The sequence below is a fragment of the Kitasatospora atroaurantiaca genome (assembly GCF_007828955.1).
GTDB lineage: Bacteria > Actinomycetota > Actinomycetes > Streptomycetales > Streptomycetaceae > Kitasatospora > Kitasatospora atroaurantiaca.
The window spans coordinates 4,636,805-4,659,666 of sequence record NZ_VIVR01000001.1 but is presented as its reverse complement, the minus strand read 5'-3'; the positions used below and the strand labels follow the sequence as shown (position 1 = coordinate 4,659,666).

Below are 22,862 nucleotides of genomic sequence, written 5' to 3'. Positions count from 1 at the left end.
TTGCGCATCTGCGACGCGCGGGAGGCGCTGCCTCACTCCTTCGGGGCTTCGGGCTCCTCGACGAAGTCGACGCGCTTGAACTGCTTGTTCATCGACTTGACCAGGAACCACGTGGCCACGCCGAGGGCGGCGAAGACGATGAAGCCCAGCAGGCCGGGGGTCACCTTGGTCTCGTCCAGGGCGAGGGCGGCGGCGAGGTTCACAGGAGTGCTCATTTCTCCATGGTGACCCGGCCCTGTGCGGGCCGGGTCACCGGGGTGGTGCATGTCTCTCGAAGGCGGTGCGGGGTCAGGCCGTCCGGCTGGGGACGCGCAGACCGGCGAAGAGGTCGTCCTCGGGGAGGTCGGTGTCGATCAGCGAGCGGGCGAGCTCGTAGTCCTCGGTCGGCCAGACCTCGCGCTGGACGTCGAGCGGGACGCGGAACCAGGGCCCGTCCGGGTCGATCTGGGTGGCGTGGGCGATCAGCGCCTTGTCCCGGATCTCGAACCAGTCGTCGCACTTCACCCGGGTGGTGATCTCGCGCTCCTTGCGGCCGCTCTTCTCCCAGCCCTCGATCCACTCGCCGTACGGGGAGTCGTGCCCGTTCTCGGTGAGGTACGCGTGCAGCGCCCGGATCCGGCCCATCGGGAAGCCGTGGTTGTAGTACAGCTTGGACGGCTGCCAGGGCGTCCCGGCCTCGGGGTACGCGTCCGGGTCACCGGCGGCGTCGAAGGCCACCATGCTGATCTTGTGGGTCATGATGTGGTCGGGGTGCGGGTAGCCGCCGTTCTCGTCGTACGTCGTGATGACGTGCGGCCGGAACTCGCGGATCAGCTTCACCAGCGGCTCGGCCGCAGCGGCCACGTCCTGAAGGGCGAAGCAGCCCTCCGGCAGCGGCGGCAGCGGGTCCCCCTCGGGAAGCCCCGAGTCCACGAAACCGAGCCAGGCCTGCTGGACGCCCAGGATCTCGCGGGCCGCGTCCATCTCCTTCCGGCGTACCTCGTGGATGTTCTCCTCGACCCACGGATCGCCCTGGAGCTTGGGGTTGAGGATCGACCCGCGCTCCCCGCCCGTGCAGGTGGCGACCAGGACGTCCACGCCCTGGGAGACGTACATGGCCATCGTGGCGGCGCCCTTGCTGGACTCGTCGTCCGGGTGGGCATGCACTGCCATCAGTCGCAACTGCTCAGTCAACGCCTGGTTTCCTTCCGGGAATGTCCGGTTCGTCGGGACGGCTCCCCCGCCGCCTCCGGCGCGGACGTGCCCCTCCTATAGTGACTGACCGAAGGGCTCGTCCATTCCCTCCGTCGACCGACGGCCCCTCGGCGAAAGGACTGAGCCGCACCATGGACTCCGGTACTACGACCGCCTCCACCACGGCCGGGAACCCCGAGGACCGCTACGGCAGGCTCAGCAACCGCGAGGCGGACCGCCGGCTGAAGCTGGTGGGTGCGGTCTGCGGTGTGCTGTTCCTGGGCCTGGTGGCCTGGCTGGGCGGCTCGTACCTGCTGCGCGAGACCGCGATGAACGGCACCGTGCCGACCTTCGAGGTGGTCTCCGACAGCGCGGTCCAGGTGCATCTGTCGGTCCGCAAGAGCGACGGGACGGGTGGGATCTGCACGGTCCGCTCGCAGGCCGCGGACGGCTCGGTGGTCGGACTGTACGACTTTCCGGTGCCGGCGGCCGGTGACAGCTACGACGAGGTCGTCACACTGAGGACCACAGCCCGGGGCACCACCGCCGAGCTGCTCGGCTGTACGCCGGCCAAGTAGCCCGTCCGGGCGCATATTCGACACGCCCGGCGGGAATCCGTATCGGGGAGTCCCGGCAACCTGCCCGCCACCGTGCGTCAAGGCCTTGTCCACGCCCCTCCCGTTCGGGATCGGAAATTGTTAGGCTCGTGGTTTCGCCCATTCCGAGCCGGACGGCACGGGAGCGGGCGTTGATTTGTAGTACGACAGTTGTCACCACCTGCTGACGATCAACCCTCAGCACAGCCCAGCACCGACGAGGAGCACCTGTGACCCAGACCAGCGACAACGTGACCTGGCTCACTCAGTCCGGCTACGACAAGCTCAAGGCCGAGCTGGAGCACCTGACCGGCCCCTGGCGCATCGAGATCGCCCAGAAGATCGAGGCCGCGCGCGAAGAGGGTGACCTCAAGGAGAACGCCGGCTACCACGCGGCCAAGGAGGAGCAGGGCAAGACCGAGCTGCGCATCCGCCAGCTGACCCAGCTCCTGGAGCGCGCCAAGGTGGGCGAGGCCCCCGCCGACTCCGGCGTGGTGGCCCCCGGCATGGTCGTGACCGTGGCCTTCGACGGCGACCTCGACGACACCATGGAGTTCCTGCTCGGCTCCCGCGAGGTGGCCGGCGACGACCTGGACATCTACTCGCCGCAGTCGCCGCTCGGCCGCGCCATCGACGGCAAGAAGATCGGCGAGAACGCGACGTACGAGCTGCCGAACGGCAAGCAGGCCAGCGTGAAGATCATCGAGGCCAAGCCGTACACCGGCTGACCCCCAGCGCATGACGGAGGCGGCCGTGGCTCCCGGCCACGGCCGCCTCCGGTGTTCCGGTCGGCTTCGCTCAGCCGTTCGCGGAGCGGTACTTCCGGACGGAGAGCCAGGAGAACACCGCCATGATGATCAGCGACCAGACCACCGACACCAGCGTCGCGTGCTGCATCGGCCAGGCCGAGTCCACCGGACCGACCTGGTTGCCGAAGAGGTTGCGGCAGGCCTGAACGGTGGCGCTGAACGGGTTCCAGTACGCGATGCCCTGCAGCCAGCCCGGCATGGAGCTGACCGGGACGAAGGCGTTGGAGATGAAGGTCAGCGGGAAGAGCCAGATCAGACCGGCCGAGGTGGCCGCCTCCGGGCTCCGCACCGACAGACCGATCAGCGCGCCGATCCAGGAGAAGGCGTAACCCAGCAGGAGCAGCAGCGCGAACGCTCCGAGCGCCTTGAGGAAGCCCTCGTGGATCCGCCAGCCGACCAGCAGCGCGACCAGCGCCAGCACCAGCAGGGTGAAGGCGGTCTGGACGAGGTCGGCCAGCGTACGGCCGACCAGCACCGCCGAGCGGGCCATCGGCAGCGAGCGGAAACGATCCACCAGGCCCTTGGTCATGTCCTCCGCGATACCGGCCGAGGCGCCGGCCACCGCGAAGGTGACGGTCTGGGCGAAGATGCCCGCCATCAGGAACTGCGTGTACGCGTCCGCGCTGGCCGTCGTCCCGGGGATCTGGATCGCCCCGCCCATGACGTACGAGAACAGCAGGACGAACATCACCGGCTGCATCAGGCCGAAGACCACGATCTCCGGGATGCGGGTCATCCGGCGCAGGTTGCGCTTGGCGACCACCCAGGAGTCGTGCAGCGTGGCGGCCACGCCGTAGCGCTGACGGGGGACGGCTGCGCCGATGGCGTGCTCGGTGGCCGTGGTCGTCGTCATCTCAGGCGTCCTTTCCGTGGCTGTCACGGCCGTGGCTCTTGCGCCCCTTGGCGGGCTGGGGTGGCTCCTCGCCGTTCTCCGAGACCTCGGTGGCGTGGCCGGTCAGCGAGAGGAACACGTCGTCCAGGGTCGGGCGGCGCAGACCGATGTCGTCGATCTCGATCGACCGGGCGTCCAGCTCGCGGATCACGTCGGCGAGCACCTTGGCGCCGCCGCTGACCGGAACGGTGATCCTGCGGGTGTTCTTCTCCACCGCCGGGTCACCCTTGGCGTACGGAGAGAGCGCGGCGAGCGCCTCGGTGACGTCGTCGCTCCGGTGGACCACGACCTCGACCCGCTCACCGCCGATCTGGGCCTTGAGCTCGTCGGCCGTGCCGCGGGCGATCACCTTGCCGTGGTCGACCACCGCGATGTCGTTGGCGAGGCGGTCCGCCTCCTCCAGGTACTGGGTGGTGAGCAGCAGGGTGGTGCCCTGCTCGACCAGGGTCTCGATGACCTCCCAGAGCGCCAGCCGGTTGCGCGGGTCGAGGCCGGTGGTCGGCTCGTCCAGGAACATCACGGGCGGCCGGACGACCAGCGCCGCCGCGAGGTCGAGCCGGCGGCGCATACCGCCCGAGTACGTCTTGGCGGTGCGGTCCATGGCCTCGCTGAGGTTGAACCACTCGAGCAGCTCCAGGGCGCGGGCCTTGGCGTCGCGGCTGCTCATCTGGTAGAGCTCGCCGACCATCTGGAGGTTCTCACGGCCCGTCAGGTACTCGTCGACGGCCGCGTACTGACCGGAGAGGCCGATCAGGCTGCGCACCTGGTTGGGGTGCTTCAGCACGTCGACTCCGGCGACCACGGCATGGCCGGAGTCGGGGCGGAGCAGGGTGGTGAGGACGCGGACGGTGGTCGTCTTGCCGGCGCCGTTGGGGCCGAGCAGCCCGAGCACCGTGCCTTCGGGGACGTCGAGGCTGACGCCGTCGAGGGCTCGTACGTCACCGAAGGTCTTGACCAGGTTCTCGGCTTGGATGGCTGGCGCCATGGGCCTGCCTCATCTCCTCTGACGATTTGGGCGTTATGTTCACTGTGACCCGGAACGGGCCCCGGAGCGACCAGCCACACGCCCCCGAAGGGCATGCGACGACAGGGCCGCAACGCGATACATCGCGAGAATGACAGCTCGCGATATATCGCGTCAAGGCCCGCGCCTGCGGCCGAGCCGGACACGACAGGACTCCGGATCGCACAGCCTCTCAGCCACCACTGACAACCGCCCACTCATTTACTGCGAGACGACGTACCCCGCATCCCGGAGCTCGCCCACCACGGCCGCGCAGTGCTCCGGGCCCTTGGTCTCCAGATGCAGATCCACCTCGACCTCGGTCAGCCCGAGCTTGGGATCGATCCGGACGTGCGCCACGTCCAGCACATTGGCGTCCACCTGCGTCAGCACCCCCAGCAGGTTCGCGAGCGAGCCGGGCCGGTCCGCCAGCCGCACCCGCAGCGAGAGGTAGCGTCCGGCCGCCGCCAGGCCGTGCCGCAGCACCCGCTGCATCAGCTGCGGGTCGATGTTGCCGCCCGACAGCACCGCGACAACCGGGCCCTCGAACCTCTCCGACTGGTCCAGCAGCGCCGCGATCGGGCTCGCCCCGGCCGGCTCGACCACCAGCTTGAGGCGCTCCAGGCTCAGCAGCAGGGCACGGGAGAGTGCCTCCTCGGAGACCGTACGGACGCCGTCCGCCAGGGTGTTGACCACCTCGAAGGGGATGTCGCCCGGCCGGCCGACCATGATGCCGTCGGCCATGGTGCTGAAGTGCTCCAGCGAGACCGGGCGGCCGGCCGCGAGCGAGGGCGGGTACGCCGCGGCACCGGCCGCCTGCACGCCGATCACCCGGACGTCCGGCCGCAGCGGTTTGACCGCCGCCGCGATCCCGGCGATCAGCCCGCCGCCGCCCACCCCGACCAGGATGGTGCGGACCTCCGGGCACTGCTCCAGGATCTCCATGCCCACGGTGGCCTGACCGGTGATGATGTCCCAGTGGTCGAAGGGGTGGATGAAGACCGCCCCGGTCGTCTCGGAGTACCGCTGGGCGGCCAGCAGCGCCTCGTCGACGGTGGCCCCGTGCAGCCGGACCTCGGCGCCGTAGTCCCGGGTGGCCGCGACCTTCGGCAGCGGCGCGGCGACCGGCATGAAGACCGTGGAGCGCACGCCCAGCAGCGAGGCCGCCAGCGCCACGCCCTGCGCGTGGTTGCCCGCACTGGCCGCGACCACCCCGCCCGCCCGCTGCACCGGGGAGAGCCCGGCGATCCGGACGTACGCGCCGCGCAGCTTGAACGAGCCGGTGCGCTGGAGGTTCTCGCACTTGAGGTGGACGGGCGAGCCGGCCAGCGCGGAGAGGTGCCGGCTGCTCTCCATCGGGGTGACCCGGGCGACCCCGGCGAGCATCTTGTGGGCACCCCGGACGTCGTCCACGGTGATCGGCCAACTCTGCATGCGGCCAGCGTACGGCCGTCACCTGGCGGAAAGCCGGAACGCCGGTCCTGTTCCCGGCTCAGCCCGGCACGCGTACGCTGCTGAACCTGAGCCACCCTCACCGCACCCCGATCGTGAGCCGCGATGACGACCACCTCGCCCCGGGCCGCCGCCAGTTCAGACCCCCTGTACGCCCAACTCCAGTACCAGGTCGCGGTGTTCGCCCGTCGGGCGGAGCAGGCCAGACTGGCCGCCGTCGGCTCGCTGGACCGGGCCGCCTACCTGCTGCTCGACCACCTGCACCGGCACGGCCCGGCCAACGTGAAGGCCCTCGCGGAGGCCCTCGGCATCGACTCCTCCACCGTCACCCGGCAGGCCGCCCCACTGGTCGAGGCCGAGCTGGTCGGCCGCGTCCCGGACCCGGCCGACCGCCGGGCCGTCCACCTCGCCCTGACCCCGCTCGGCGGCCGCCGGCTGGACGAAGTCCGCGCCGGACGGGAGGAGTTGATGCGACGCCTGACCGCGGACTGGCCGGCCGACGAGCAGCGGGCGTTCTGCGCCCTGCTGGCCCGCTTCAACCACTCCCTGGAGTCCTACTCGGCGGACCACGGGCTGGAGACCGACGCCGTCGCCCGCGAAATGAGCCCGGACTGACCAGCGCCCCTGCCCTCGGCCCAGCCCCGCCCCGCCCCGCCGCACCGAGGCCGCAGACCCGCAGGCCCGCAGGCCGCTCACGCTCTGCGACCACCAGGGGCACCATCCCGAGCCCATCGGAGGGACTCGTGCTCGTGCGCATCCTCGGCGACAGCATGCTCACCGCAGGCGGGTTCGCCACCTGCTACGGCACCACGGTCGCCGTCGTCTCGGTGACGGCGGTCGCGGCCCGCAGCCCTGAACGGCGGCGCGACGCCCGCGACGTGCTCAGGATCCTGCTGCGCCGCCGGCCCCGGTGAGCGGCGGGCCCCCGGCACACGCATGCCGGGGGCCCGTCGGTATCAGCCCAGGGCGTGCTGGAGGTCGGCCAGCAGGTCGTCGATCGACTCGATGCCGACCGAGACGCGCACCAGGTCGGCGGGCACCTCGAGGGCCGAGCCGACCACCGAGGCGTGCGTCATCCGGCCCGGGTGCTCGATCAGCGACTCGACGCCGCCGAGCGACTCGCCGAGAGTGAACAGCTCGGCCCGGTTGCAGACCTCGACCGCCGCCTCCTCGCCGCCCTTCACCCGGAACGAGACCATGCCGCCGAAGGCCTTCATCTGCTTGGCCGCGATGTCGTGCCCGGGGTGCTCGGGCAGACCCGGGTACAGCACCTGACTGACCTTCGGGTGGCCGGTGAGCAGCTCGGCGACCTTCTCCGCGTTGGAGCTGTGCCGGTCCATCCGGACGCCGAGCGTCTTGATGCCACGCATCACCAGCCACGCGTCGAACGGTCCGGAGACCGCGCCCATCGCGTTCTGGTGGTACGCGATCTCCTCGCCCAGCCCGGCGTCGGCCGCGACCAGCGCGCCGCCCACCACGTCCGAGTGCCCGCCCATGTACTTGGTGGTCGAGTGCACCACCACGTCCGCGCCGAGCGCGATCGGCTGCTGCAGGTACGGGCTGGCGAAGGTGTTGTCCACGACCAGCAACGCGTTCGCGGAGTGCGCGATCTCGGCGAGCGCGGCGATGTCGGCGATGCCCAGCAGCGGGTTGGACGGGGTCTCCACCCAGACCGCGCGGGTGTTGGACCGCAGCTGCGAACGGACGGACAGCAGGTCCCGCATGTCGGCGACGGAGAACTCCACGCCCCAGCGGGTCAGGACCTTGGCGAACAGGCGGAAGGTGCCGCCGTACGCGTCGTTCGGGATGACGATGTGGTCGCCCGGCTTGAGCACGGTGCGCAGCAGGGTGTCCTCGGCCGCCAGGCCGGAGGCGAAGGCGAGGCCGCGGCTGCCGCCCTCGATCGCGGCGAGGCACTCCTCCAGCGCAGTACGGGTGGGGTTGGCGGAACGGCTGTACTCGTAGCCGTTCCGAAGGCCGCCCACACCGTCCTGCTTGTAGGTGGACACCTGGTAGATCGGCGTGACGACGGCCCCGGTCTGGGGGTCTGCTTCCTGACCCGCGTGGATGGCGAGGGTCTCGAAGCCCTGGGGAAGCTGGTGCTCGGTCATACCGCTGAGCCTAGTCGGCCCGCCCGGTGCCGGCCGTGCACGCGATCCTCGTCGCCCGGTGGAAAATCCCGGGGCGCGCTCTCCCTGCGAGCTGCTCTGCCCGGAGCGCCGCACCCCTACGTGCCGAGCCTCGACCACGACTCACGGACGGTGATGGAATCCGGGGGCGCCGGCGAGCGTTGAACCTGCCGCGACCCTCCCCGAGCCACCTGGAGCAGGCCTTGCTGTTCAACCGCCACAAGAGCGAGCTCGTCACCGCCGACCAGGCCCTGCCCGGGCGGCAGGCGCCGCCGTTCACGCTCTCCGAGCCGCACACCGTGCTCGGCAACCCGCTCAGCGGCCCGTACCCGGCCGGGCTCGAGGTCGCCGACTTCGGGCTGGGCTGCTTCTGGGGTGCCGAGAAGAAGTTCTGGCAGCTGCCGGGCGTCTGGACGACGCTCGTCGGGTACCAGGGCGGGCACACCCCCAACCCGACCTACGAGGAGGTGTGCAGCGGGCTCACCGCGCACACCGAGGCGGTCCGGGTGGTCTTCGACCCGGCCGTGGTCTCCTACGAGACCCTGCTCAAGACCTTCTGGGAGGCCCACGACCCGACCCAGGGCTTCCGCCAGGGCAACGACCAGGGCACCCAGTACCGCTCCGCCGTCTACACCCACTCCCCCGCACAGCTCGCCGCCGCCGAGGCGAGCCGGGCCGCCTTCCAGCCCGCCCTCACCGCCATCGGCCTCGGCCCCATCACCACCGAGATCGCCCCGGCCGGCCCCTTCTACCCGGCCGAGCCCTACCACCAGCAGTACCTCTCGGACGCCAAGAACCCCAACGGCTACTGCGGCCTCGGTGGTACGGGCGCAAGCTGCCCGATCGGCGTCGCCAAGGCCGATGGCTGAGCAACTCGCCAGGTTCGTCACGGACCGCCGGGGGTGGAGCGTAGCTCCCTGCACCGGGCCCGACTCGGCCGTACACAGAGCTGCCCCGCACTCCCTGGCAGGGTGCGCGGGGCAGTTCGGGTGGGGGGTCAGCTCTTGAGGGCCAGCATGTCCTTGATGTCCTGGTAGCCGAGGCCGCCGGCGTTCATCATCTTGATCTGGGCCTCGCTCATGCCGCTCCTGGCGAGCTCCTTGATCTGAGCGTCGGTCAGGGGCTCGGCCGGGGTGACACCGTTGCCGCCGGGGCCCTTCGCGAAGGACGTCATGATGCTCTCGATGTCCGAGGTCTTGATCTCGGTGGCGCCGGTGGGCGCCTGCGGGGCCGCCGCGTCCTTGCTGAAGGCGGCCTTGACGGGCAGGTGGACGCCCGGGCCGGCCTTCTCGTCGAGCTGGGCGAGGTCGAAGGTGACCGAGGACAGCGCGCCGTCCTTGAGGTAGACGTCGACGCCGATCTTGGTGTCGGGGACGTCGGTCGGGGCCGCCGTGGGGAGCTTGCCGAAGCTCGGGACGTCCTTGGAGAGCGGCTTGAAAGCCTTCAGCAGGTCGTTCACCAGCCCGCGTGCGGGGGCGGAGACGACGACGTGGTCGAGGCCGTCCTTGGTCCCCTTGTCGTCGAAGGTGAGGTTGCGGGAGAAGACGTCCTTGACCGAGTTCATCAGGTCCTCGGCGACCTTGGGGTCCACCGACGGGGTCGCCGACGGCGTGGAGCTCTTGCCCTTCGGCGCCTTGTTCAGCTCCTGGAGGAGCTTCGGGTCGAAGGTGAGCCACTTGCCGGCCAGGGCGTCCTTGAACACCTTCAGCTCGGCCGGCATCTCGTCGGCCATCGCGCGGACCTCGGACGGGTCCTCGCCGGCCAGCTTGGCGATGCCCTCGGCGTCGATCTTCAGGTAGGTCTTGGCGTCGACCTGCCGCATGTCCGCATAGACCTTGCCGTCCTTGCCCGCCAGGACGTACTCGAGGGCGAGGCTCTTGTCGTCGGCGAGCTTGTCGAGCTCACCCTTCTTGACGGCGCCGAACTCCTTCAGCGGCCTGTCGGCACTGACCGAGACGGCCAGGCTGAGCCCCGCGAGGGCCTCGGCCGCGGGCCGCTCGATCGGGTCACCGGTCGCCTTGCCGAAGCTGACGAGCTGGTCCGCGGTGGCCTCGACGGAGAGCTCGACCTTGAAGGTCTTCCCATCACCCAGCTTTCCGAAGGCCTTCGAGACCTTGTCCGCCGCGCTGAGCTGCTGGACGGTGCCGCAGGCTGCCAGGCCGCCTGCCAGCACCACGGTGCAGGTGGCAGTGGCGAGAGCGGTCCTGCATATGGTGGTGTTGATGGAGTTCTCCCGTGGAACAGCGCCCCGGACTTTGGCAGTTGGGCGACCGAATGTCGATGTGCGTCGAGGTACAGGCAAGCACTGATCGCCCACCTCGGCATGCGAATTTCGCCCCCGCCCGGAGGCTCGAAGGCGCCCACAAGGTATCCCAACGGGCCGACAACCTCCGATGCCGGGTCAGGCTCGCCCGACCTCGTGCATGAAGCAGCCGAAGGCGAGCGCACGGACGTGCACCACGGCGACCTCCTGGTCTCCCAGCAGCTCGACCGCCGCCGCCTCGGCGGTCTCCGGCTCGACCGGGACACCGCGGAGAATGCGGCCCTCCCGGTCGTACGCGCGGAGCACCCGGGCACCGGTGTGGAAACCGGTCGGCCAGCCCTCGGCAGGTCCGGTGCACTCCTCGGCGTGGAGGAAGACCGGCCCGCGTTCGTCGTACGGGCCGGGTTCGGCGCCCGTCTCGGCGGCCCAGCGGTGTAGCGGTGCGTACGAGACCAGGGCGATCCGGTCCCCGGGCAGGGCCCGGGTCAGGCAGCAGCGCAGCGGGGCGCCGCCCGTCTCGTCGACGGAGAGGACGGGCGGCTGCCCCGCGTCGTCGCACTCGCGGAGCTGCTTGCAGACGTCGGGGGCGATGGCGTTGATGCGCAGGGTCGTCATGACCCCCAGCCTGCTCGGAGCGGAGCACGGAGTCCGGCGGAAATCGGACGTCGCGTCAGGCGGATCCGCGGTGCGTCAGGCGGTCTGCAGACCGGCCCGCAGTGCCGCGACCAGCCAGTCGAAGGCAGGCCCGAGGCTCGGGCCGACGGGCCAGCCGTTGATCACCGCGATCAGCTGCCAGTACCGCTCGTACCGCGGGTCGTTGCCGGTCACCATCCGCTCCAGCAGCCAGGCCCGGAACTCGGGGCCGTCCGCGCGGCCGAAGAGTTCCGCGAAGGATCCTGCGAGCTCGTCGACCACCGGCCGGGCCGCCTCGGCAGCCGGCTCGATGCCTGCCTCCCGGGCCACGCCGGTCCGCTCCAGGACCAGCTCCACCAGCTGCCGGTCGGCGCCCGTGCCGGTCTGTACGCCCTCGGCACGCTCCCTGGCCTGGTACGAGGCCGCCCTGCGGATGCCGGCACGGAAGTCCCGGTCCTGGACGAGTTCGGCCAACTCGACCCAGGCGTCGGCCTGTTCGGGAGACGGGTCGTCGGGCAGCTCGGGCATCGCACCGCGCATCTTGGCCACGAACTCGGGCCCGACGTCGAGCCCTTCGAAGGCCTCGTCGATGAAGTCGTTGATCAGGCGGCGGCGTTCCTGATCGGAGAGCTTGGCGAGCTTGTGCATGAGTTCCATCTCCTCCGGTGTGGACCCACGCCTGGCAACCGCTCGCAGGACGGCCCGGCGCAGCCGCAGGGTGCGGATCTGCACGTCCAGGGCCTCGGCGTGCGCTGCCGCGACCTCGGCGACGGTGACCTCGCGCTCCAGCACCCGCTGGATGGTGGCGAGGTCGACGCCGAGGTCGCGCAGCGTTCGGACGAGGTCGAGGCGGGCCAGCGCGTCACGGCCGTAGAGCCGGTAGCCGGCGGGGGTGCGGTCGGTCGGCGGCACCACTCCCGCATCGGACCAGAACCGGATGGTCTTGACCGTCAGGCCGGTCAGCCGGGCCAGGTCCCCGATGGTGCGGAGGGTGTCGTCGTCCATGTCCGCCACCTTGGGGTCTCCCGTCACTGGAGACTCAAGCCTAGGACGCGGAGCACGGCTCATCTGGCTGATGTTTCAAGCAACTTGTGGCGACATCACCGGATTGCACCGGGGTGGCCGCAGGCTCACGATGGATGGGAAAGCGCAGAACGGAACGAGGTGCACCCGGCAGCCAACGCGGGACCAGCCGTACGCATGGGACTCGAGGAGGACTCATGTCGGGCAGAAAACCGAAGGTGCTGGAGGACGTGGCCGGCCGGAACCGGTCGTCCTGGCGTCAGCGGTGTGCCTCGTCGATCGCCGAGCTCCAGTCCCAGCTGGACAGGATCGACAAGAACAGCGGCGGCCTGCCCTCCGGTGACAAGGCCATCGCAGACATGGCCCGGAAGCACCTGGGCGCCGCCCGGGAGGCGGTGGAGGAGTCGCGCGGACTGGGGGCCGTGTGGATGGGCTCGGCCGTCGACCGGGCTTGGCCGAACATCCACAAGGCCGAGGAGGCGGTCCTGCGGCTCTCGCCCGAGGACGAGCTGTGCTGGTGGGGTGCGACCGTACTCGCCAAGGCCGAACAACATCTCGGCGAGAGCGACCCGCGCCGGGCCCTGCTGGCGGAGCACCTGGAGAACAACGACCACCGGCTCCACAAGGACTTCAAGGATCTGGCGGTCCGGACCTTACAGGCGGCCAACGAGTGTGCCGACGCGGAGCGGGCCAAGGTGCGCACGTTCCGTAACTTCCTGCTGGCATCGGTTCTGGCGCTGGCCACCCTGGCCATGCTCGCCTTCGTCTGGGGGCTGGTGAGCCCCGAGACGATCGCCGAGAAGATGTGCTTCTACCCCAACAGCATCCGGACCTGTCCGGCAGGCAGCGGAACGGCCTACGTCCCCTCGGCCAACGATGTCCTGCTCGTCGAGTTCGTGGGAATGTGCGCGGCAGCGCTGGCCGGAGCCATCTCCCTCCGGAACATCCAGGGCACCTCGACGCCCTACATGGTGCCGATGGCGCTGATGCTGCTCAGGCTTCCGGCCGGAGCCCTGTCGGCGTTCATCGGCATTCTGCTCATCCGGGGCGGCTTCATCCCCGGCCTCACCAATCTGGACTCCGGCACCCAGATTCTGGCGTGGGCGGCGTTCTTCGGCATCGCCCAGGAGTCCATCACCCGCCTGATCGACCAGCAGGGGAACAGGGTGCTGGAGAACGTGCGGAGCTCGATGCGCGGGTTCGACGCCGAGCCGGAGGCCGGGAGAGCCGAGAAGTGACCGGCCTCAGCCTCAGACGGCGCTGCCGGCGTTCCAGTCGGCCCAGGACAGGTTCCAGCCGTTCAGGCCGTTGGACGGGTCGACCGTCTTGTCGCCCGAGTTGATCACCTCGACGACGTCGCCGGCCATCGAGCTCCGGTAGAACTTCGCACCGTTGGTGTTCGGATCCGCCGCGCCCTTGACGTCCTGGAGCGCGATGCAGCCGTGGCTGAGGTTGGCCTTGCCGAAGGCCGAGGCGGGCGCCCAGTAGTTGCCGTGGATGAAGGTGCCAGAGGCGGTCAGGCGCTGGGCGTGCGGCACGTCGGGGATGTTGTACTCGTCGCCGAGGCCGACCGTGGTGGAGTCCATCTTGGTCTGCGGGAACTGCTCGGAGACGACGAGCTTGCCGGCCCAGGTCCGGTGCTCGGGGGCGCCGCCGATGATCGGGTAGGTCGCGGTGACCTGGCCGTCGGTGGTGACCGTCAGGGTGCCGGCCTTGAGGTCGGCGACGCTGGTCTGGCTGCGGCCGACGGTGAATCGCACGTCCTTGGACTGGGTGCCGTAGACGCCCTTGACGCCCTCGACGTCCTTCAGGCGCAGCTTGAGCGTCACCCTGGTGCCCTTGGCCCAGTACGTCTCGGGCCGGAAGTCGAGCCGGGTGCTGGAGTACCAGTGGCCGACTATCTCCACGCCGGGCTCGGCGACCACGGTTATCGCCTCCTGCACGGCCTGCCGGTCGGTGACCGCCTTGTTGAAGCGGATCGAGACCGGCATGCCGACGCCGACGGTCGAGCCGTCCTCCGGGGTGAAGTACCCGACGAAGGTGTTGGCGGGCGTGGCGGTGGCGAAGCTGGTGTTGGCGTCCGCCTCCAGCTTGTCGCGGTCGGCGGCGACCGCGGCGACGGTGTACTTGGTGCCGCTGGCCAGCGGGCCGCTGGAGGTCCAGCTGCCGGCGTCGGCGGACAGCTGCCCGGGTATCGCCTTGCCGGTCGAGTCGGTGACCCCGACGGAGCCCAGCTTCCCGTCGGCGACGGTGACCCTGACCGGTTCGGTGAACGAGGCGTCGGTGGTGCCGTCGGCCGGAAAGACGGTGATCTTGGCGACCGAGGTCTTCGGGGTGCTGCCGCCACCGCTCCCCTTGTCGGAGGAGTCGCTGCTGCACGCCGCCATGAGCAGCACCGGGGCGCCGAGCAGGCCCGCGAGCACGCCACGACGGCTCCAGTTCCCCCCGGCGGGGCGATGCTTCTTCTCCGGTGCCGTCACTCGTGATCTCCCTGCTGTCCACCTGTCGGCGTTACGGATACAAACAACGCAATCCAGGACGAAGCGGTTCCGTCACCAAACGGTTGAGATCGTACGAGAGTACTGAACATCCCGCCATAACGGACAAAACCGCCCGGTCCGGAGGGGTCCGGGCCGGGCGGCGGTGTCGTACCTCACACACGAGGTCCTACTCGACGTTGTACTCGTCCCAGGTCTCGTCGGCCGGGTCGAACTCGGTCTGCGCGGACTCCCAGGTGGCGGAGGTCAGCTCGACCCCGGGGACGTCGCCGAGCAGTGCGACCGGGTCGATGAAGTGGGCGAGCGAGCCGGACGGGTCCACCTCGATGGCCTCGACGGACTGGGCGCGCTCCTCGTCGTCGAGGTACTCGTCACCCTCGACCTGAGCGAGGGCGGCGGCCTTGAGGGCCTGCTCATCGGTGATCTCGGCGATGAGCTCGATGGTGAGGCGTACGTAACGCGGGGCGTCCTGCTCGGGCAGGTCAGTGCTGGTCATGTGTGCGAGCGTAGGCGAGCCGGAGGCGTGCGACGAACCAGCACCGGCACCGGCGACGAGTGAGCGCGGAGAAAACGGCGGGAAAACGGGGAGGGCCGGCCCTCGGATGACGAGGACCGGCCCTGCCGTCTCCGCCCGGCTCCCCCACCCGGGAGCCGCGGAGACGCGCCTTTCGGCGCGATGGGTGCCGCGGGGGCCGCCGCACCCTGTTGATCGGACCCGGCCGGAGCCGGGGCCGAACAGGGGCGGGACGACGGCAACCCCCGCGGGCAGGACACGGTGGGCCGGGTCAGGGCCGACCGACGTGTCCGTGGTGACCGCGGTGCCGGGGAGCCGCTCCCGACCTCTGCTGTCACCATGCTCGGCGTCTTGCCGTTGACCAATACGATGCACGACCGTTGTTAACCACGTGATGCGTGGACGTGACGCCGGTGTACCACTTCGTGGGAAGACGAGTCTTCACACTGTTGGCGCATCAGTACTGCTGACGGATCCTCACGCCGGGCACGGCCGCAGCGGCGGACGGCTCAGTGACCGGCCCGGCTGGTCAGGAAGGCCAGCAGGTCCTGGCCGGTGACGATGCCCTGGGGCTTGCCCTCCACCAGCACGACGGCGGCGTCGGCCTTCTCCAGGACGGCCATCAGGCTGGTCACGGTCTCGCCCGAGCCGACCACCGGCAGCGGCTTGGACATCACCTTGTCGAGGGTGTCGGTGAGCTGGATGCGCTGCGAGAACAGCCCGTCCAGCAGCTCGCGCTCGACCACCGAGCCGATCACCTCGCCCGCCATGATGTCCGGGTGCCCGGCGCCCGGCGAGACGACGGGCATCTGCGAGACGCCGAAGTCGCGCAGCACCCGGACGGCCTCGGCGACCGTCTCGCTCGGGTGCATGTGGACGAACTGCGGGATGCCCTCGTGCTCGATGGCGTCCTTACGGGCCAGCACCTCACCGATGTGCGCCTCGTCGGTCCCGGACGGCAGGAAGCCGTAGTCGGCCATCCAGTCGTCGTTGAAGATCTTCGAGAGGTAGCCGCGGCCGCCGTCCGGCAGCAGCACGACGACCACGTCGTCCGGGCCGAGCCGCTTGGCGACCTCCAGCGCGGCCACCACGGCCATCCCGCAGGAGCCGCCGACCAGCAGGCCCTCCTCCTTGGCCAGGCGGCGGGTCATCTGGAAGGAGTCCTTGTCGGACACGGCCACGATCTCGTCGGCCACCGTGCGGTCGTAGGCGGTCGGCCAGAAGTCCTCACCGACACCCTCGACCAGGTACGGGCGGCCGGTGCCGCCCGAGTAGACCGAGCCCTCGGGGTCGGCTCCGATGACCTGGACCTTGCCGCCGGAGGCGTCCTTCAGGTACCGGCCGGTGCCGGAGATGGTGCCGCCGGTGCCCACGCCCGCGACGAAGTGGGTGATCTTCCCGTCGGTCTGCTCCCACAGCTCCGGGCCGGTGGAGTGGTAGTGCGAGGCCGGGTTCTCCGGGTTGGAGTACTGGTCCGGCTTCCAGGCGTTCGGGGTCTCCCGGACGAGGCGGTCCGAGACGTTGTAGTACGAGTCCGGGTGCTCCGGCGCGACGGCGGTCGGGCACACCACGACCTCGGCGCCGTACGCGCGCAGGGTGTTGATCTTGTCGGTGGAGACCTTGTCGGGGCAGACGAAAATGCAGTGGTAGCCCTTCTGCTGCGCCACGATGGCCAGGCCGACACCGGTGTTGCCCGAGGTCGGCTCGACGATGGTGCCGCCCGGCTTGAGGGCGCCGGAAGCCTCGGCGGCCTCGATCATGCGCATCGCGATGCGGTCCTTGACCGAACCACCGGGATTGAAGTACTCGACCTTCGCCAGCACGGTGGCACTGATGCCCTCGGTGACCTTGTTGAGCTTCACCAGTGGCGTGTTGCCGACCAGGTCGATGATCGAATTGTGGTACCGCACGGGGGTCCTCCCGGTCTGGGCGATGCGACTGCTATGGGTAATCCAAAGCCTAGGCCCACGGATGGCCGATGCTCACCGATAGCCACGTGCCGCAGAGGGGTACCAAGGTAAGGAGAGGCACTGGGAAGCCCCACAAGGGCTCAGGTGAAGGGGGTCCGGGGTGACAGGCTCACAGGAGTCACGAGCCCGGGTGGCCCGGCGGATCGCCACGGCCGCCGCATACGGCGGAGGCGGTCTCGGCCTGCTCGGGGTCGGCGTGGTCGGGCTGCTGCTCACCGAGAGCAAGCTGGCGATCAGGGCGGTCGGCCTGCTGGAGGGCGACCCGCCGAGGGCGGACGGGGTCTACGGCGATGCGTTCGCCGATCCGCGCACCGCCGAACCCCCGATGGTGCTGGTCTTCCTCGGTGACTCCACCGCCGCCGGGCTCGGGGTGACCCGCGGGCAGGAGACCCCCGGGGCCCTGCTGGCGGCGGGCCTGGCCTCGGTGGCCGAGCGTCGGGTGCAGCTGCTCAACGTGGCCAAGTCGGGCGCCCGCTCCGCGGATCTCGCCCGACAGGTCGAACTGGCTCTGCCGCACCGGCCCGGGCTGGCGGTGATCATGATCGGCGCCAACGACGTCACCCGGCACAGTCCGGCCGTGCAGGCCGTACGGCAGCTGGGCGAGGCCGTCCGGGCGCTGAAGGCGGCCGGCTGCGAGGTGGTGGTCGCCACCTGCCCTGATCTCGGGACCATCAAGCCCGTCCGGCCGCCGCTGCGCTGGGTGGCCAGGCGGCTGAGCCGCCAGCTGGCCGCCGCCCAGACCATCGCGGTGGTGGAGAACGGCGGCCGTACCGTGTCGCTGGGCTCACTGCTCGGACCCGAGTTCGCCGCCCGGCCCGAGATGTTCGCCTCCGACCGCTACCACCCCTCCGCGCAGGGGTACGCGACGGCGGCGATGGCGATGCTTCCCTCGCTCTGCGCGGCGCTGGACCTCTGGCCCCAGGACGAGCGCCCGGAGGCCCCGGCCCAGGGCGACGCGGTGCTGCCGGTGGCGGTGGCCGCGGCGGCCGCGGCGGGCCGGTCCGGCACCGAGGTGGCGGCGGCCGATCCCGACGCCGGACGGCGGTGGGCCCTGGTCAAGCACCGGCTGCGGCTCGGCCTGCCCGGCACGGTACCTCCGGCGCAGACGTCGGCGGAGATGTCGGGGGAGACCCCGGGGAAGACGTCCGCACAACCGTCCGCAGAACCGTCCGGTCAGACGTCGGCGAACTCACACGCGGGCACAGGTGACGTTCGAGCTACTTAGCGGTAACTTTCCTCCCGAGCGTCCCACTTGGCCGAGCCCGGTTCTAAGTGAATGCTTGATAGCCAGTCCGGGTAACTCAGCGAGGAGCCACCATGCCCGAAGCCGTCATCGTCAGCGCCGCCCGTTCGCCGATCGGCAGGGCCTTCAAGGGCTCGCTCAAGGACGTCCGCCCGGACGACCTGACCGCCCAGATCATCGCCACCGCGCTGGCCAAGGTGCCCCAGCTCGACCCGCGCGAGATCGATGACCTGATGCTCGGCTGCGGCCTCCCGGGCGGCGAGCAGGGCCACAACCTGGCCCGCATCATCGCCGTCCAGATGGGCATGGACTACCTGCCCGGCGCCACCATCACCCGCTACTGCTCCTCCTCACTGCAGACCACGCGGATGGCACTGCACGCGATCAAGGCGGGCGAGGGCGACGTCTTCATCTCGGCCGGTGTCGAGACCGTCTCGCGCTCCGTCAACGGCACCTCGGACGGCATGCCGGGCACCCAGAACCCGCTCTTCGCCGACGCGCTCGCCCGTACCGCCAAGCGCGCCGAGGAGGGCGGCGGCGAGTGGCACGACCCGCGCGAGGACGGGCTGCTCCCGGACGCGTACATCGCGATGGGCCAGACCGCCGAGAACCTGGCCGCGCTCAAGGGCATCACCCGCGCCGACCAGGACGAGTTCGGCGTCCGCTCGCAGAACCTCGCCGAGGCCGCCATCAAGGCCGGCTTCTGGCAGCGCGAGATCACCCCGATCACGACCCCCGACGGCACCGTGGTCTCGGCCGACGACGGCCCGCGCGCGGGCGTCACGCTGGAGGCCGTCTCGGGCCTCAAGCCGGTGTTCCGTCCGGACGGCACCGTGACCGCCGGCAACTGCTGCCCGCTCAACGACGGCGCCGCCGCCCTGGTGATCATGTCCGACACCAAGGCCCGCGAGCTCGGCATCACCCCGCTGGCCCGGGTGGTCTCCACCGGCGTCAGCGGCCTCTCCCCCGAGATCATGGGCTACGGCCCGGTGGAGGCCTCCCGCCAGGCGCTGAAGCGGGCCGGCCTGACCATCGACGACATCGACCTGGTCGAGATCAACGAGGCCTTCGCGGCCCAGGTCATCCCGTCCTACCGGGACTTGGGCATCGACATCGACAAGCTGAACGTCAACGGTGGTGCGATCGCCGTCGGCCACCCCTTCGGCATGACCGGCGCGCGGCTCACCACCACGCTGATCAACTCGCTGCAGTGGCACGACAAGCAGTTCGGTCTGGAGACCATGTGCGTGGGCGGCGGCCAGGGCATGGCGATGGTCATCGAGCGCCTGAGCTGAACCACGGGCTCTGTCAACCCCCCATTTGGCGGTGACATAGCGTAATTGAGGGCCGGATCACATTCCGACGGTGATCCGGCCCTCGATTTGTGCCCGGAAGGCCGTTTTGTCGACGCCCCGAAGTCGGTCAACTCCGCAGCGTAGAACGACCCTACCTAACAATTTGAGGACAAGACAGAAAGTTCCGGACAAATAGGACATCTGCCACTGCAGTAACGGGCCGCGATACGGCAATGTGGAGAGGTAACCCCGTTCCACTCCTCGCTAGGAGTACGTTCTGTGAGCGCTGTCCACACCGTTCTACTGCTGGTCCTGATCGCCGTGTGTACCGCCGTCCTGCTCCACGTACGCGGGCTCGCCCGGCGTCTGGAGGAGCAGCGGACCGCCCCAACCGCCCCCGCACCGGCTGCCCTTGACGAGACCGTCATACGCCGGGCCGTGACCGAGGCCCTCGCGGCCGACCGGGAGCGGGAGATCGCCGAGGCCCGGGCGTTCTGGGCCGAGCAGGAGGCCCGCGCGGCCGAGGACGCGCCACTGTTCGACACCCCGCTCACCGGCACCGGCCTGACCGTCGCCGAGGAGTGGCCGCTGTTCTTCCCGCGCCCGACCGGCCCGCAGGACGCCGCGGACAGCGCGGGCACGATGGACCCGGAGTTCGGGGAGGCGCTGCGGTCCGCGCTGGAGGAGCTGATCAACGACGGCGACGGCACCGGCGGCGGGATCCGGCCCGGCCATCCGGCGCACGGCCACCCCGCCCACGGCGGCGTGACGGCCGAGAGCAGCGGCGAGGCCAAGGCCCGCCGCGAGGCGGACCTGCTCGCCACCGGCCTGGAAGCCGGCCTGCTGGACGCCGAGGCGGCGGTCGACGCCGAGCCGGTGGCCGCGCCCGACCCGCGCCGCCACCCCTCGCACCCGGACTTCGTCCCCAGCCAGGCCCCGTCCCGCGAGTGGACCGACACCCGGCTGACCGCCCTGGCCGACGAGCGCATCGCGCTCACCGACGTCCGGCCCGGCCCGCTGGGCACCCTCGACGTGTACGCCTTCGCCGACGGCACCACCCTGTGCGTGGCCCCGGGCGACCGCGAGGCGGCCTACCGCCTGATCGACGCCGTCCGGGCCGGAGAGGACGTCCGGCTGCTCGGCGGCTCGCGCTTCTCGGGCTCGTACTCGCTGACCTTCTCGACGGACGACGACGCCGTGTACGTCCTGGCCGACCGGGTGGTCGCCAGCATCTGACGGATCAGCAGCAGCACCGCCGGGAAGGCCGGCCGAGTGCTGGGGTTACGACTCGGCCGGCCTTTCCTGCGTGTTGCAGAGCCTCCGCCAGGTCAGGCCGCGGGCCAACCACAGGGGCGCGGGGAACTGCGCGAGACCGGAAGGCAACGGCCTGAAGCCTCCCGCTTCGCGCAGTTCCCCGCGCCCCTGCGGTACCCGACCCTGTTCGGCACACCTACCGGGCATCGGGACGCCGTCGCAGCGCGGGCCGACACCTCCCGCTTCGCGCAGTTCCCCGCGCCCCTGCGGTACCCGATCCTGTTCGGCGCACCTACCGGCGGAGCCTCTCAGATGGTCAGGTCCGCCACGGCCTCCACGGCCGCCAGTGCCTCGGCCAGCGCCCGGGCGTCGCCCACGGCCGCCAGCTCGTGGCCTGCCACGGCGAGCTGGTCGCCGACCGCGAACGCCCCGGCGTCCGGGAACTCGTGCGGCTCCTCGCCGGCCGCCGCGAGCGCAGCAGCGGCCAACCGCCGCGCCAGCTCCAGCCCGGCGGCGGCCCGGGACGGGTGTCCGGGCACCGCGCCCAGCAGCCGGCTCTGCGGCATCGAGCGGAAACGATCCGCCAGGCGGTCCACGGCGTCCAGCAGGGTCTTCGGTTCAACCATGGCCCCGAGGGTATCTCCGGAACGGCCTCGGGCCCCGGAGCGGGTGCTCCGGGGCCCGAGAGGCAGCTGGACGGATCTGACCCGAGGTCAGTCGTCGCCGCGCAGGATCGCGATCAGCCGCAGCATCTCCAGGTAGATCCAGACCAGCGAGAGCGTCAGCCCGAAGGCCGCCCGCCAGGACTCCTGCTGCGGGGCACCGCCGCGGATGCCCTCCTCGATCTCCGCGAAGTCCAGAGAGAGGAAGAAGGCGCCGAGGCCGATGCCGATCAGGCCCACCACGATGCCCAGCGGGCCGGACCGCAGGCCCATGTCGGCGCCGAACATCGAGGCGACCAGGTTGATCAGCATCAGGAGGACGAAGCCCATGGCCACGGCCAGGCCGATCCGGGTGTAGCGCGGGGTGACCCTGATCCGGCCGCTCTTGTAGGCGACCAGCATCGCGGCGAAGACCGCGGCCGTGCCCAGCACCGCCTGGAGGGCGACGCCCGGCCACATGATGTTGAAGACCTTGCTGATGGCACCGAGGAAGAAGCCCTCGAGACCCGCGTAGGTCAGGATCAGCGGGGCGCTGACGCTCCGCTTGAACGTGATGACCATGGCCACCACGAAGGCGGCCAGGGCCGCCGCCGAGGCGATGCCGAAGTTGGCCACGGGCAGCGCGAACCAGGCGAGAGCACCGCCGGCCACCAGGGTGAGCAGCGTGAGAGCCGTACGGGCGACCACGTCGTCCATGGTCATCCGGCCGGTCTGGAGCGGGCCAGCCGACGGGGCCTCGTACATCGAGGCCAGCTGCTCGTCGGTGAGCTGCTGGCCGTAGGGCTGCTGGGCGTAGGGGTTGTTGCCGTACGGGTTGCCGGCGTACGGGCTCCCGGCCTGCGGCTGTTGGGTAGTCCCGCTGCCCTGAATGTGGTGGGGGGCCGCGTATCCGGTGTCGCGGGTGAAGGACCCCTCCCGCGAGAAGACCGGGTTGCTGCTTCTCATTGCTCATTCCCTCCGGGGCGGCAAGGCACCACCCACGATGGACCAGGGTAATGCCTTGGCAAAGGGAAGTACCTACGCCGCGAGGATGATCTCGCAGCCGACCGAACGGCAGAACGCGGCCGTACGACGGAGTTGGTGCCCGGGGCCGGACTCGAACCGGCACGGCCTCACGGCCAAGCAGTTTTAAGCTGCCCGTGTCTGCGTTCCACCACCCGGGCGTACTGCGACAACACCCGTTGCCACGGCCGGAGAATGCTCCGCCCCTGTACGGGCTACCCCTGAGACTAGTCGCCCGACTCCCCCTTTCGCATGTTCCGAGCCAGGGAAGTTGTCATGTTTCCTTGCCATCTGACGAACAGTCTGTGATTCGGCCACCTCAGGAACGCTAATCGGACAGCGCCCGTCCCTCAGGGTCCGTGTCATACCGCAGGAGGAGACCACCGAGCTGATGTACGCCCAGCGGCGGTAGGCCCAACCGTCCCCCCGGGCGACAGAAACCATGATCACG

General features: G+C 70.4%; 23 protein-coding genes and 1 tRNA gene. 9 read left to right on the top strand and 15 right to left on the bottom strand.

Translation table 11 applies throughout. The annotated features are described in order from the left end of the window. Positions 1-32 precede the first annotated feature (32 nt). Positions 33-215: a hypothetical protein gene (locus FB465_RS21385; protein ID WP_145792892.1), complete on the bottom strand. Its 183-nt coding sequence runs from the start codon at positions 213-215 to the stop codon at positions 33-35. A gap of 73 nt (positions 216-288) precedes the next feature. Beyond that, the gene (mca, locus tag FB465_RS21380) at positions 289-1,173 is read right to left on the bottom strand and encodes a mycothiol conjugate amidase Mca (protein WP_145792890.1); all 885 of its coding nucleotides are present in this window, start codon (positions 1,171-1,173) and stop codon (positions 289-291) included. A gap of 152 nt (positions 1,174-1,325) precedes the next feature. On the opposite strand from mca, the gene FB465_RS21375 reads away from it, so the two are divergent. Both FB465_RS21375 and greA read left to right on the top strand, forming a co-directional pair. Continuing rightward, positions 1,326-1,751 (top strand): DUF4307 domain-containing protein, encoded by a 426-nt coding sequence (locus FB465_RS21375; protein ID WP_145792888.1) that lies wholly within the window; start codon positions 1,326-1,328, stop codon positions 1,749-1,751. 248 nt (positions 1,752-1,999) lie between these two features. Next, positions 2,000-2,497 (top strand): transcription elongation factor GreA, encoded by a 498-nt coding sequence (gene greA, locus FB465_RS21370; RefSeq protein ID WP_145792886.1) that lies wholly within the window; start codon positions 2,000-2,002, stop codon positions 2,495-2,497. A 70-nt stretch (positions 2,498-2,567) separates the two neighbouring features. Here the strand turns inward: greA and FB465_RS21365 are convergent, their stop codons facing one another. From FB465_RS21365 to ilvA, 3 genes are all read right to left on the bottom strand, one after another. Further along, positions 2,568-3,431, bottom strand: a complete 864-nt coding sequence (locus FB465_RS21365) for an ABC transporter permease (RefSeq protein WP_145792884.1) — start codon at positions 3,429-3,431, stop codon at positions 2,568-2,570. Position 3,432: 1 nt separating this feature from the next. Beyond that, positions 3,433-4,455 carry an ATP-binding cassette domain-containing protein gene (locus FB465_RS21360; protein ID WP_145792882.1) on the bottom strand — a complete coding sequence of 341 codons (1,023 nt, stop codon included), beginning with the start codon at positions 4,453-4,455 and terminating at the stop codon, positions 3,433-3,435. 240 nt (positions 4,456-4,695) lie between these two features. Beyond that, a complete protein-coding gene (gene ilvA, locus FB465_RS21355) occupies positions 4,696-5,907 on the bottom strand; it encodes a threonine ammonia-lyase (RefSeq protein ID WP_145792881.1) in 1,212 nt (403 codons plus the stop codon). Between the two features lie 123 nt (positions 5,908-6,030). Here ilvA and FB465_RS21350 point away from each other — a divergent pair, with 123 nt between their 5' ends. Continuing rightward, positions 6,031-6,540, top strand: a complete 510-nt coding sequence (locus FB465_RS21350; protein ID WP_145792879.1) for a MarR family winged helix-turn-helix transcriptional regulator — start codon at positions 6,031-6,033, stop codon at positions 6,538-6,540. A 128-nt stretch (positions 6,541-6,668) separates the two neighbouring features. Next, complete coding sequence (locus tag FB465_RS35930; protein WP_170290656.1) at positions 6,669-6,839, top strand: hypothetical protein; 171 nt, start codon at positions 6,669-6,671, stop codon at positions 6,837-6,839. 42 nt (positions 6,840-6,881) lie between these two features. Here FB465_RS35930 and FB465_RS21345 read toward each other — a convergent pair whose 3' ends face one another. Then, complete coding sequence (locus FB465_RS21345) at positions 6,882-8,036, bottom strand: cystathionine gamma-synthase (RefSeq protein WP_145792877.1); 1,155 nt, start codon at positions 8,034-8,036, stop codon at positions 6,882-6,884. A 221-nt stretch (positions 8,037-8,257) separates the two neighbouring features. Here FB465_RS21345 and msrA point away from each other — a divergent pair, with 221 nt between their 5' ends. Beyond that, on the top strand, positions 8,258-8,923 hold the full coding sequence (gene msrA, locus FB465_RS21340; protein WP_145792875.1) for a peptide-methionine (S)-S-oxide reductase MsrA: 666 nt from the start codon (positions 8,258-8,260) through the stop codon (positions 8,921-8,923). Positions 8,924-9,051: 128 nt separating this feature from the next. Here the strand turns inward: msrA and FB465_RS21335 are convergent, their stop codons facing one another. The 3 genes from FB465_RS21335 to FB465_RS21325 all read right to left on the bottom strand — a co-directional run bounded on the left by FB465_RS21335 (position 9,052) and on the right by FB465_RS21325 (position 11,955). Further along, positions 9,052-10,230, bottom strand: a complete 1,179-nt coding sequence (locus FB465_RS21335) for a hypothetical protein (protein WP_145792874.1) — start codon at positions 10,228-10,230, stop codon at positions 9,052-9,054. A gap of 225 nt (positions 10,231-10,455) precedes the next feature. Further along, complete coding sequence (locus tag FB465_RS21330) at positions 10,456-10,932, bottom strand: DUF1203 domain-containing protein (protein WP_145792872.1); 477 nt, start codon at positions 10,930-10,932, stop codon at positions 10,456-10,458. A gap of 75 nt (positions 10,933-11,007) precedes the next feature. Next, a complete protein-coding gene (locus FB465_RS21325; RefSeq protein WP_145792870.1) occupies positions 11,008-11,955 on the bottom strand; it encodes a MerR family transcriptional regulator in 948 nt (315 codons plus the stop codon). A 215-nt stretch (positions 11,956-12,170) separates the two neighbouring features. Here FB465_RS21325 and FB465_RS21320 point away from each other — a divergent pair, with 215 nt between their 5' ends. Next, positions 12,171-13,211 (top strand): hypothetical protein, encoded by a 1,041-nt coding sequence (locus FB465_RS21320; protein WP_145792868.1) that lies wholly within the window; start codon positions 12,171-12,173, stop codon positions 13,209-13,211. 12 nt (positions 13,212-13,223) lie between these two features. Here the strand turns inward: FB465_RS21320 and FB465_RS21315 are convergent, their stop codons facing one another. The 3 genes from FB465_RS21315 to FB465_RS21305 form a co-directional block, all read right to left on the bottom strand. Continuing rightward, positions 13,224-14,360, bottom strand: coding sequence for a L,D-transpeptidase family protein (locus FB465_RS21315; protein WP_145797492.1), 1,137 nt, complete (start codon positions 14,358-14,360; stop codon positions 13,224-13,226). 280 nt (positions 14,361-14,640) lie between these two features. Continuing rightward, on the bottom strand, positions 14,641-14,967 hold the full coding sequence (locus tag FB465_RS21310) for a hypothetical protein (RefSeq protein WP_145792866.1): 327 nt from the start codon (positions 14,965-14,967) through the stop codon (positions 14,641-14,643). A gap of 527 nt (positions 14,968-15,494) precedes the next feature. After that, a complete protein-coding gene (locus tag FB465_RS21305) occupies positions 15,495-16,895 on the bottom strand; it encodes a cystathionine beta-synthase (protein ID WP_145792865.1) in 1,401 nt (466 codons plus the stop codon). Positions 16,896-17,055: 160 nt separating this feature from the next. Between FB465_RS21305 and FB465_RS21300 the strand changes: the two genes are divergently transcribed. The 3 genes from FB465_RS21300 to FB465_RS21290 all read left to right on the top strand — a co-directional run bounded on the left by FB465_RS21300 (position 17,056) and on the right by FB465_RS21290 (position 20,729). Continuing rightward, positions 17,056-18,180 carry an SGNH/GDSL hydrolase family protein gene (locus FB465_RS21300; RefSeq protein WP_246192763.1) on the top strand — a complete coding sequence of 375 codons (1,125 nt, stop codon included), beginning with the start codon at positions 17,056-17,058 and terminating at the stop codon, positions 18,178-18,180. A 92-nt stretch (positions 18,181-18,272) separates the two neighbouring features. Next, entirely contained in the window at positions 18,273-19,493 is a 1,221-nt protein-coding gene (locus FB465_RS21295) for an acetyl-CoA C-acetyltransferase (RefSeq protein ID WP_145792863.1), read from the top strand. 279 nt (positions 19,494-19,772) lie between these two features. Further along, complete coding sequence (locus FB465_RS21290; protein WP_145792861.1) at positions 19,773-20,729, top strand: hypothetical protein; 957 nt, start codon at positions 19,773-19,775, stop codon at positions 20,727-20,729. A 326-nt stretch (positions 20,730-21,055) separates the two neighbouring features. Here FB465_RS21290 and FB465_RS21285 read toward each other — a convergent pair whose 3' ends face one another. From FB465_RS21285 to FB465_RS21275, 3 genes are all read right to left on the bottom strand, one after another. Further along, positions 21,056-21,373, bottom strand: coding sequence for a hypothetical protein (locus tag FB465_RS21285; protein ID WP_145792859.1), 318 nt, complete (start codon positions 21,371-21,373; stop codon positions 21,056-21,058). A gap of 87 nt (positions 21,374-21,460) precedes the next feature. Then, on the bottom strand, positions 21,461-22,354 hold the full coding sequence (locus tag FB465_RS21280) for a Bax inhibitor-1/YccA family protein (protein ID WP_145792858.1): 894 nt from the start codon (positions 22,352-22,354) through the stop codon (positions 21,461-21,463). A 133-nt stretch (positions 22,355-22,487) separates the two neighbouring features. After that, positions 22,488-22,572, bottom strand: a tRNA-Leu gene (locus FB465_RS21275). Between the last annotated feature and the right edge of the window lie 290 nt (positions 22,573-22,862).

Coding starts and splice junctions, on each gene's coding strand:
- FB465_RS21385 (WP_145792892.1), bottom strand. CDS start 215: ATGAGCACTCCTGTGAACCTCGCCGCCGCCCTCGCCCTGGACGAGACC.
- FB465_RS21375 (WP_145792888.1), top strand. CDS start 1,326: ATGGACTCCGGTACTACGACCGCCTCCACCACGGCCGGGAACCCCGAG.
- FB465_RS21365 (WP_145792884.1), bottom strand. CDS start 3,431: ATGACGACGACCACGGCCACCGAGCACGCCATCGGCGCAGCCGTCCCC.
- FB465_RS21360 (WP_145792882.1), bottom strand. CDS start 4,455: ATGGCGCCAGCCATCCAAGCCGAGAACCTGGTCAAGACCTTCGGTGAC.
- ilvA (WP_145792881.1), bottom strand. CDS start 5,907: ATGCAGAGTTGGCCGATCACCGTGGACGACGTCCGGGGTGCCCACAAG.
- FB465_RS21350 (WP_145792879.1), top strand. CDS start 6,031: ATGACGACCACCTCGCCCCGGGCCGCCGCCAGTTCAGACCCCCTGTAC.
- FB465_RS21345 (WP_145792877.1), bottom strand. CDS start 8,036: ATGACCGAGCACCAGCTTCCCCAGGGCTTCGAGACCCTCGCCATCCAC.
- FB465_RS21330 (WP_145792872.1), bottom strand. CDS start 10,932: ATGACGACCCTGCGCATCAACGCCATCGCCCCCGACGTCTGCAAGCAG.
- FB465_RS21325 (WP_145792870.1), bottom strand. CDS start 11,955: ATGGACGACGACACCCTCCGCACCATCGGGGACCTGGCCCGGCTGACC.
- FB465_RS21320 (WP_145792868.1), top strand. CDS start 12,171: ATGTCGGGCAGAAAACCGAAGGTGCTGGAGGACGTGGCCGGCCGGAAC.
- FB465_RS21315 (WP_145797492.1), bottom strand. CDS start 14,360: ATGGCGGCGTGCAGCAGCGACTCCTCCGACAAGGGGAGCGGTGGCGGC.
- FB465_RS21310 (WP_145792866.1), bottom strand. CDS start 14,967: ATGACCAGCACTGACCTGCCCGAGCAGGACGCCCCGCGTTACGTACGC.
- FB465_RS21295 (WP_145792863.1), top strand. CDS start 18,273: ATGCCCGAAGCCGTCATCGTCAGCGCCGCCCGTTCGCCGATCGGCAGG.
- FB465_RS21285 (WP_145792859.1), bottom strand. CDS start 21,373: ATGGTTGAACCGAAGACCCTGCTGGACGCCGTGGACCGCCTGGCGGAT.
- FB465_RS21280 (WP_145792858.1), bottom strand. CDS start 22,354: ATGAGAAGCAGCAACCCGGTCTTCTCGCGGGAGGGGTCCTTCACCCGC.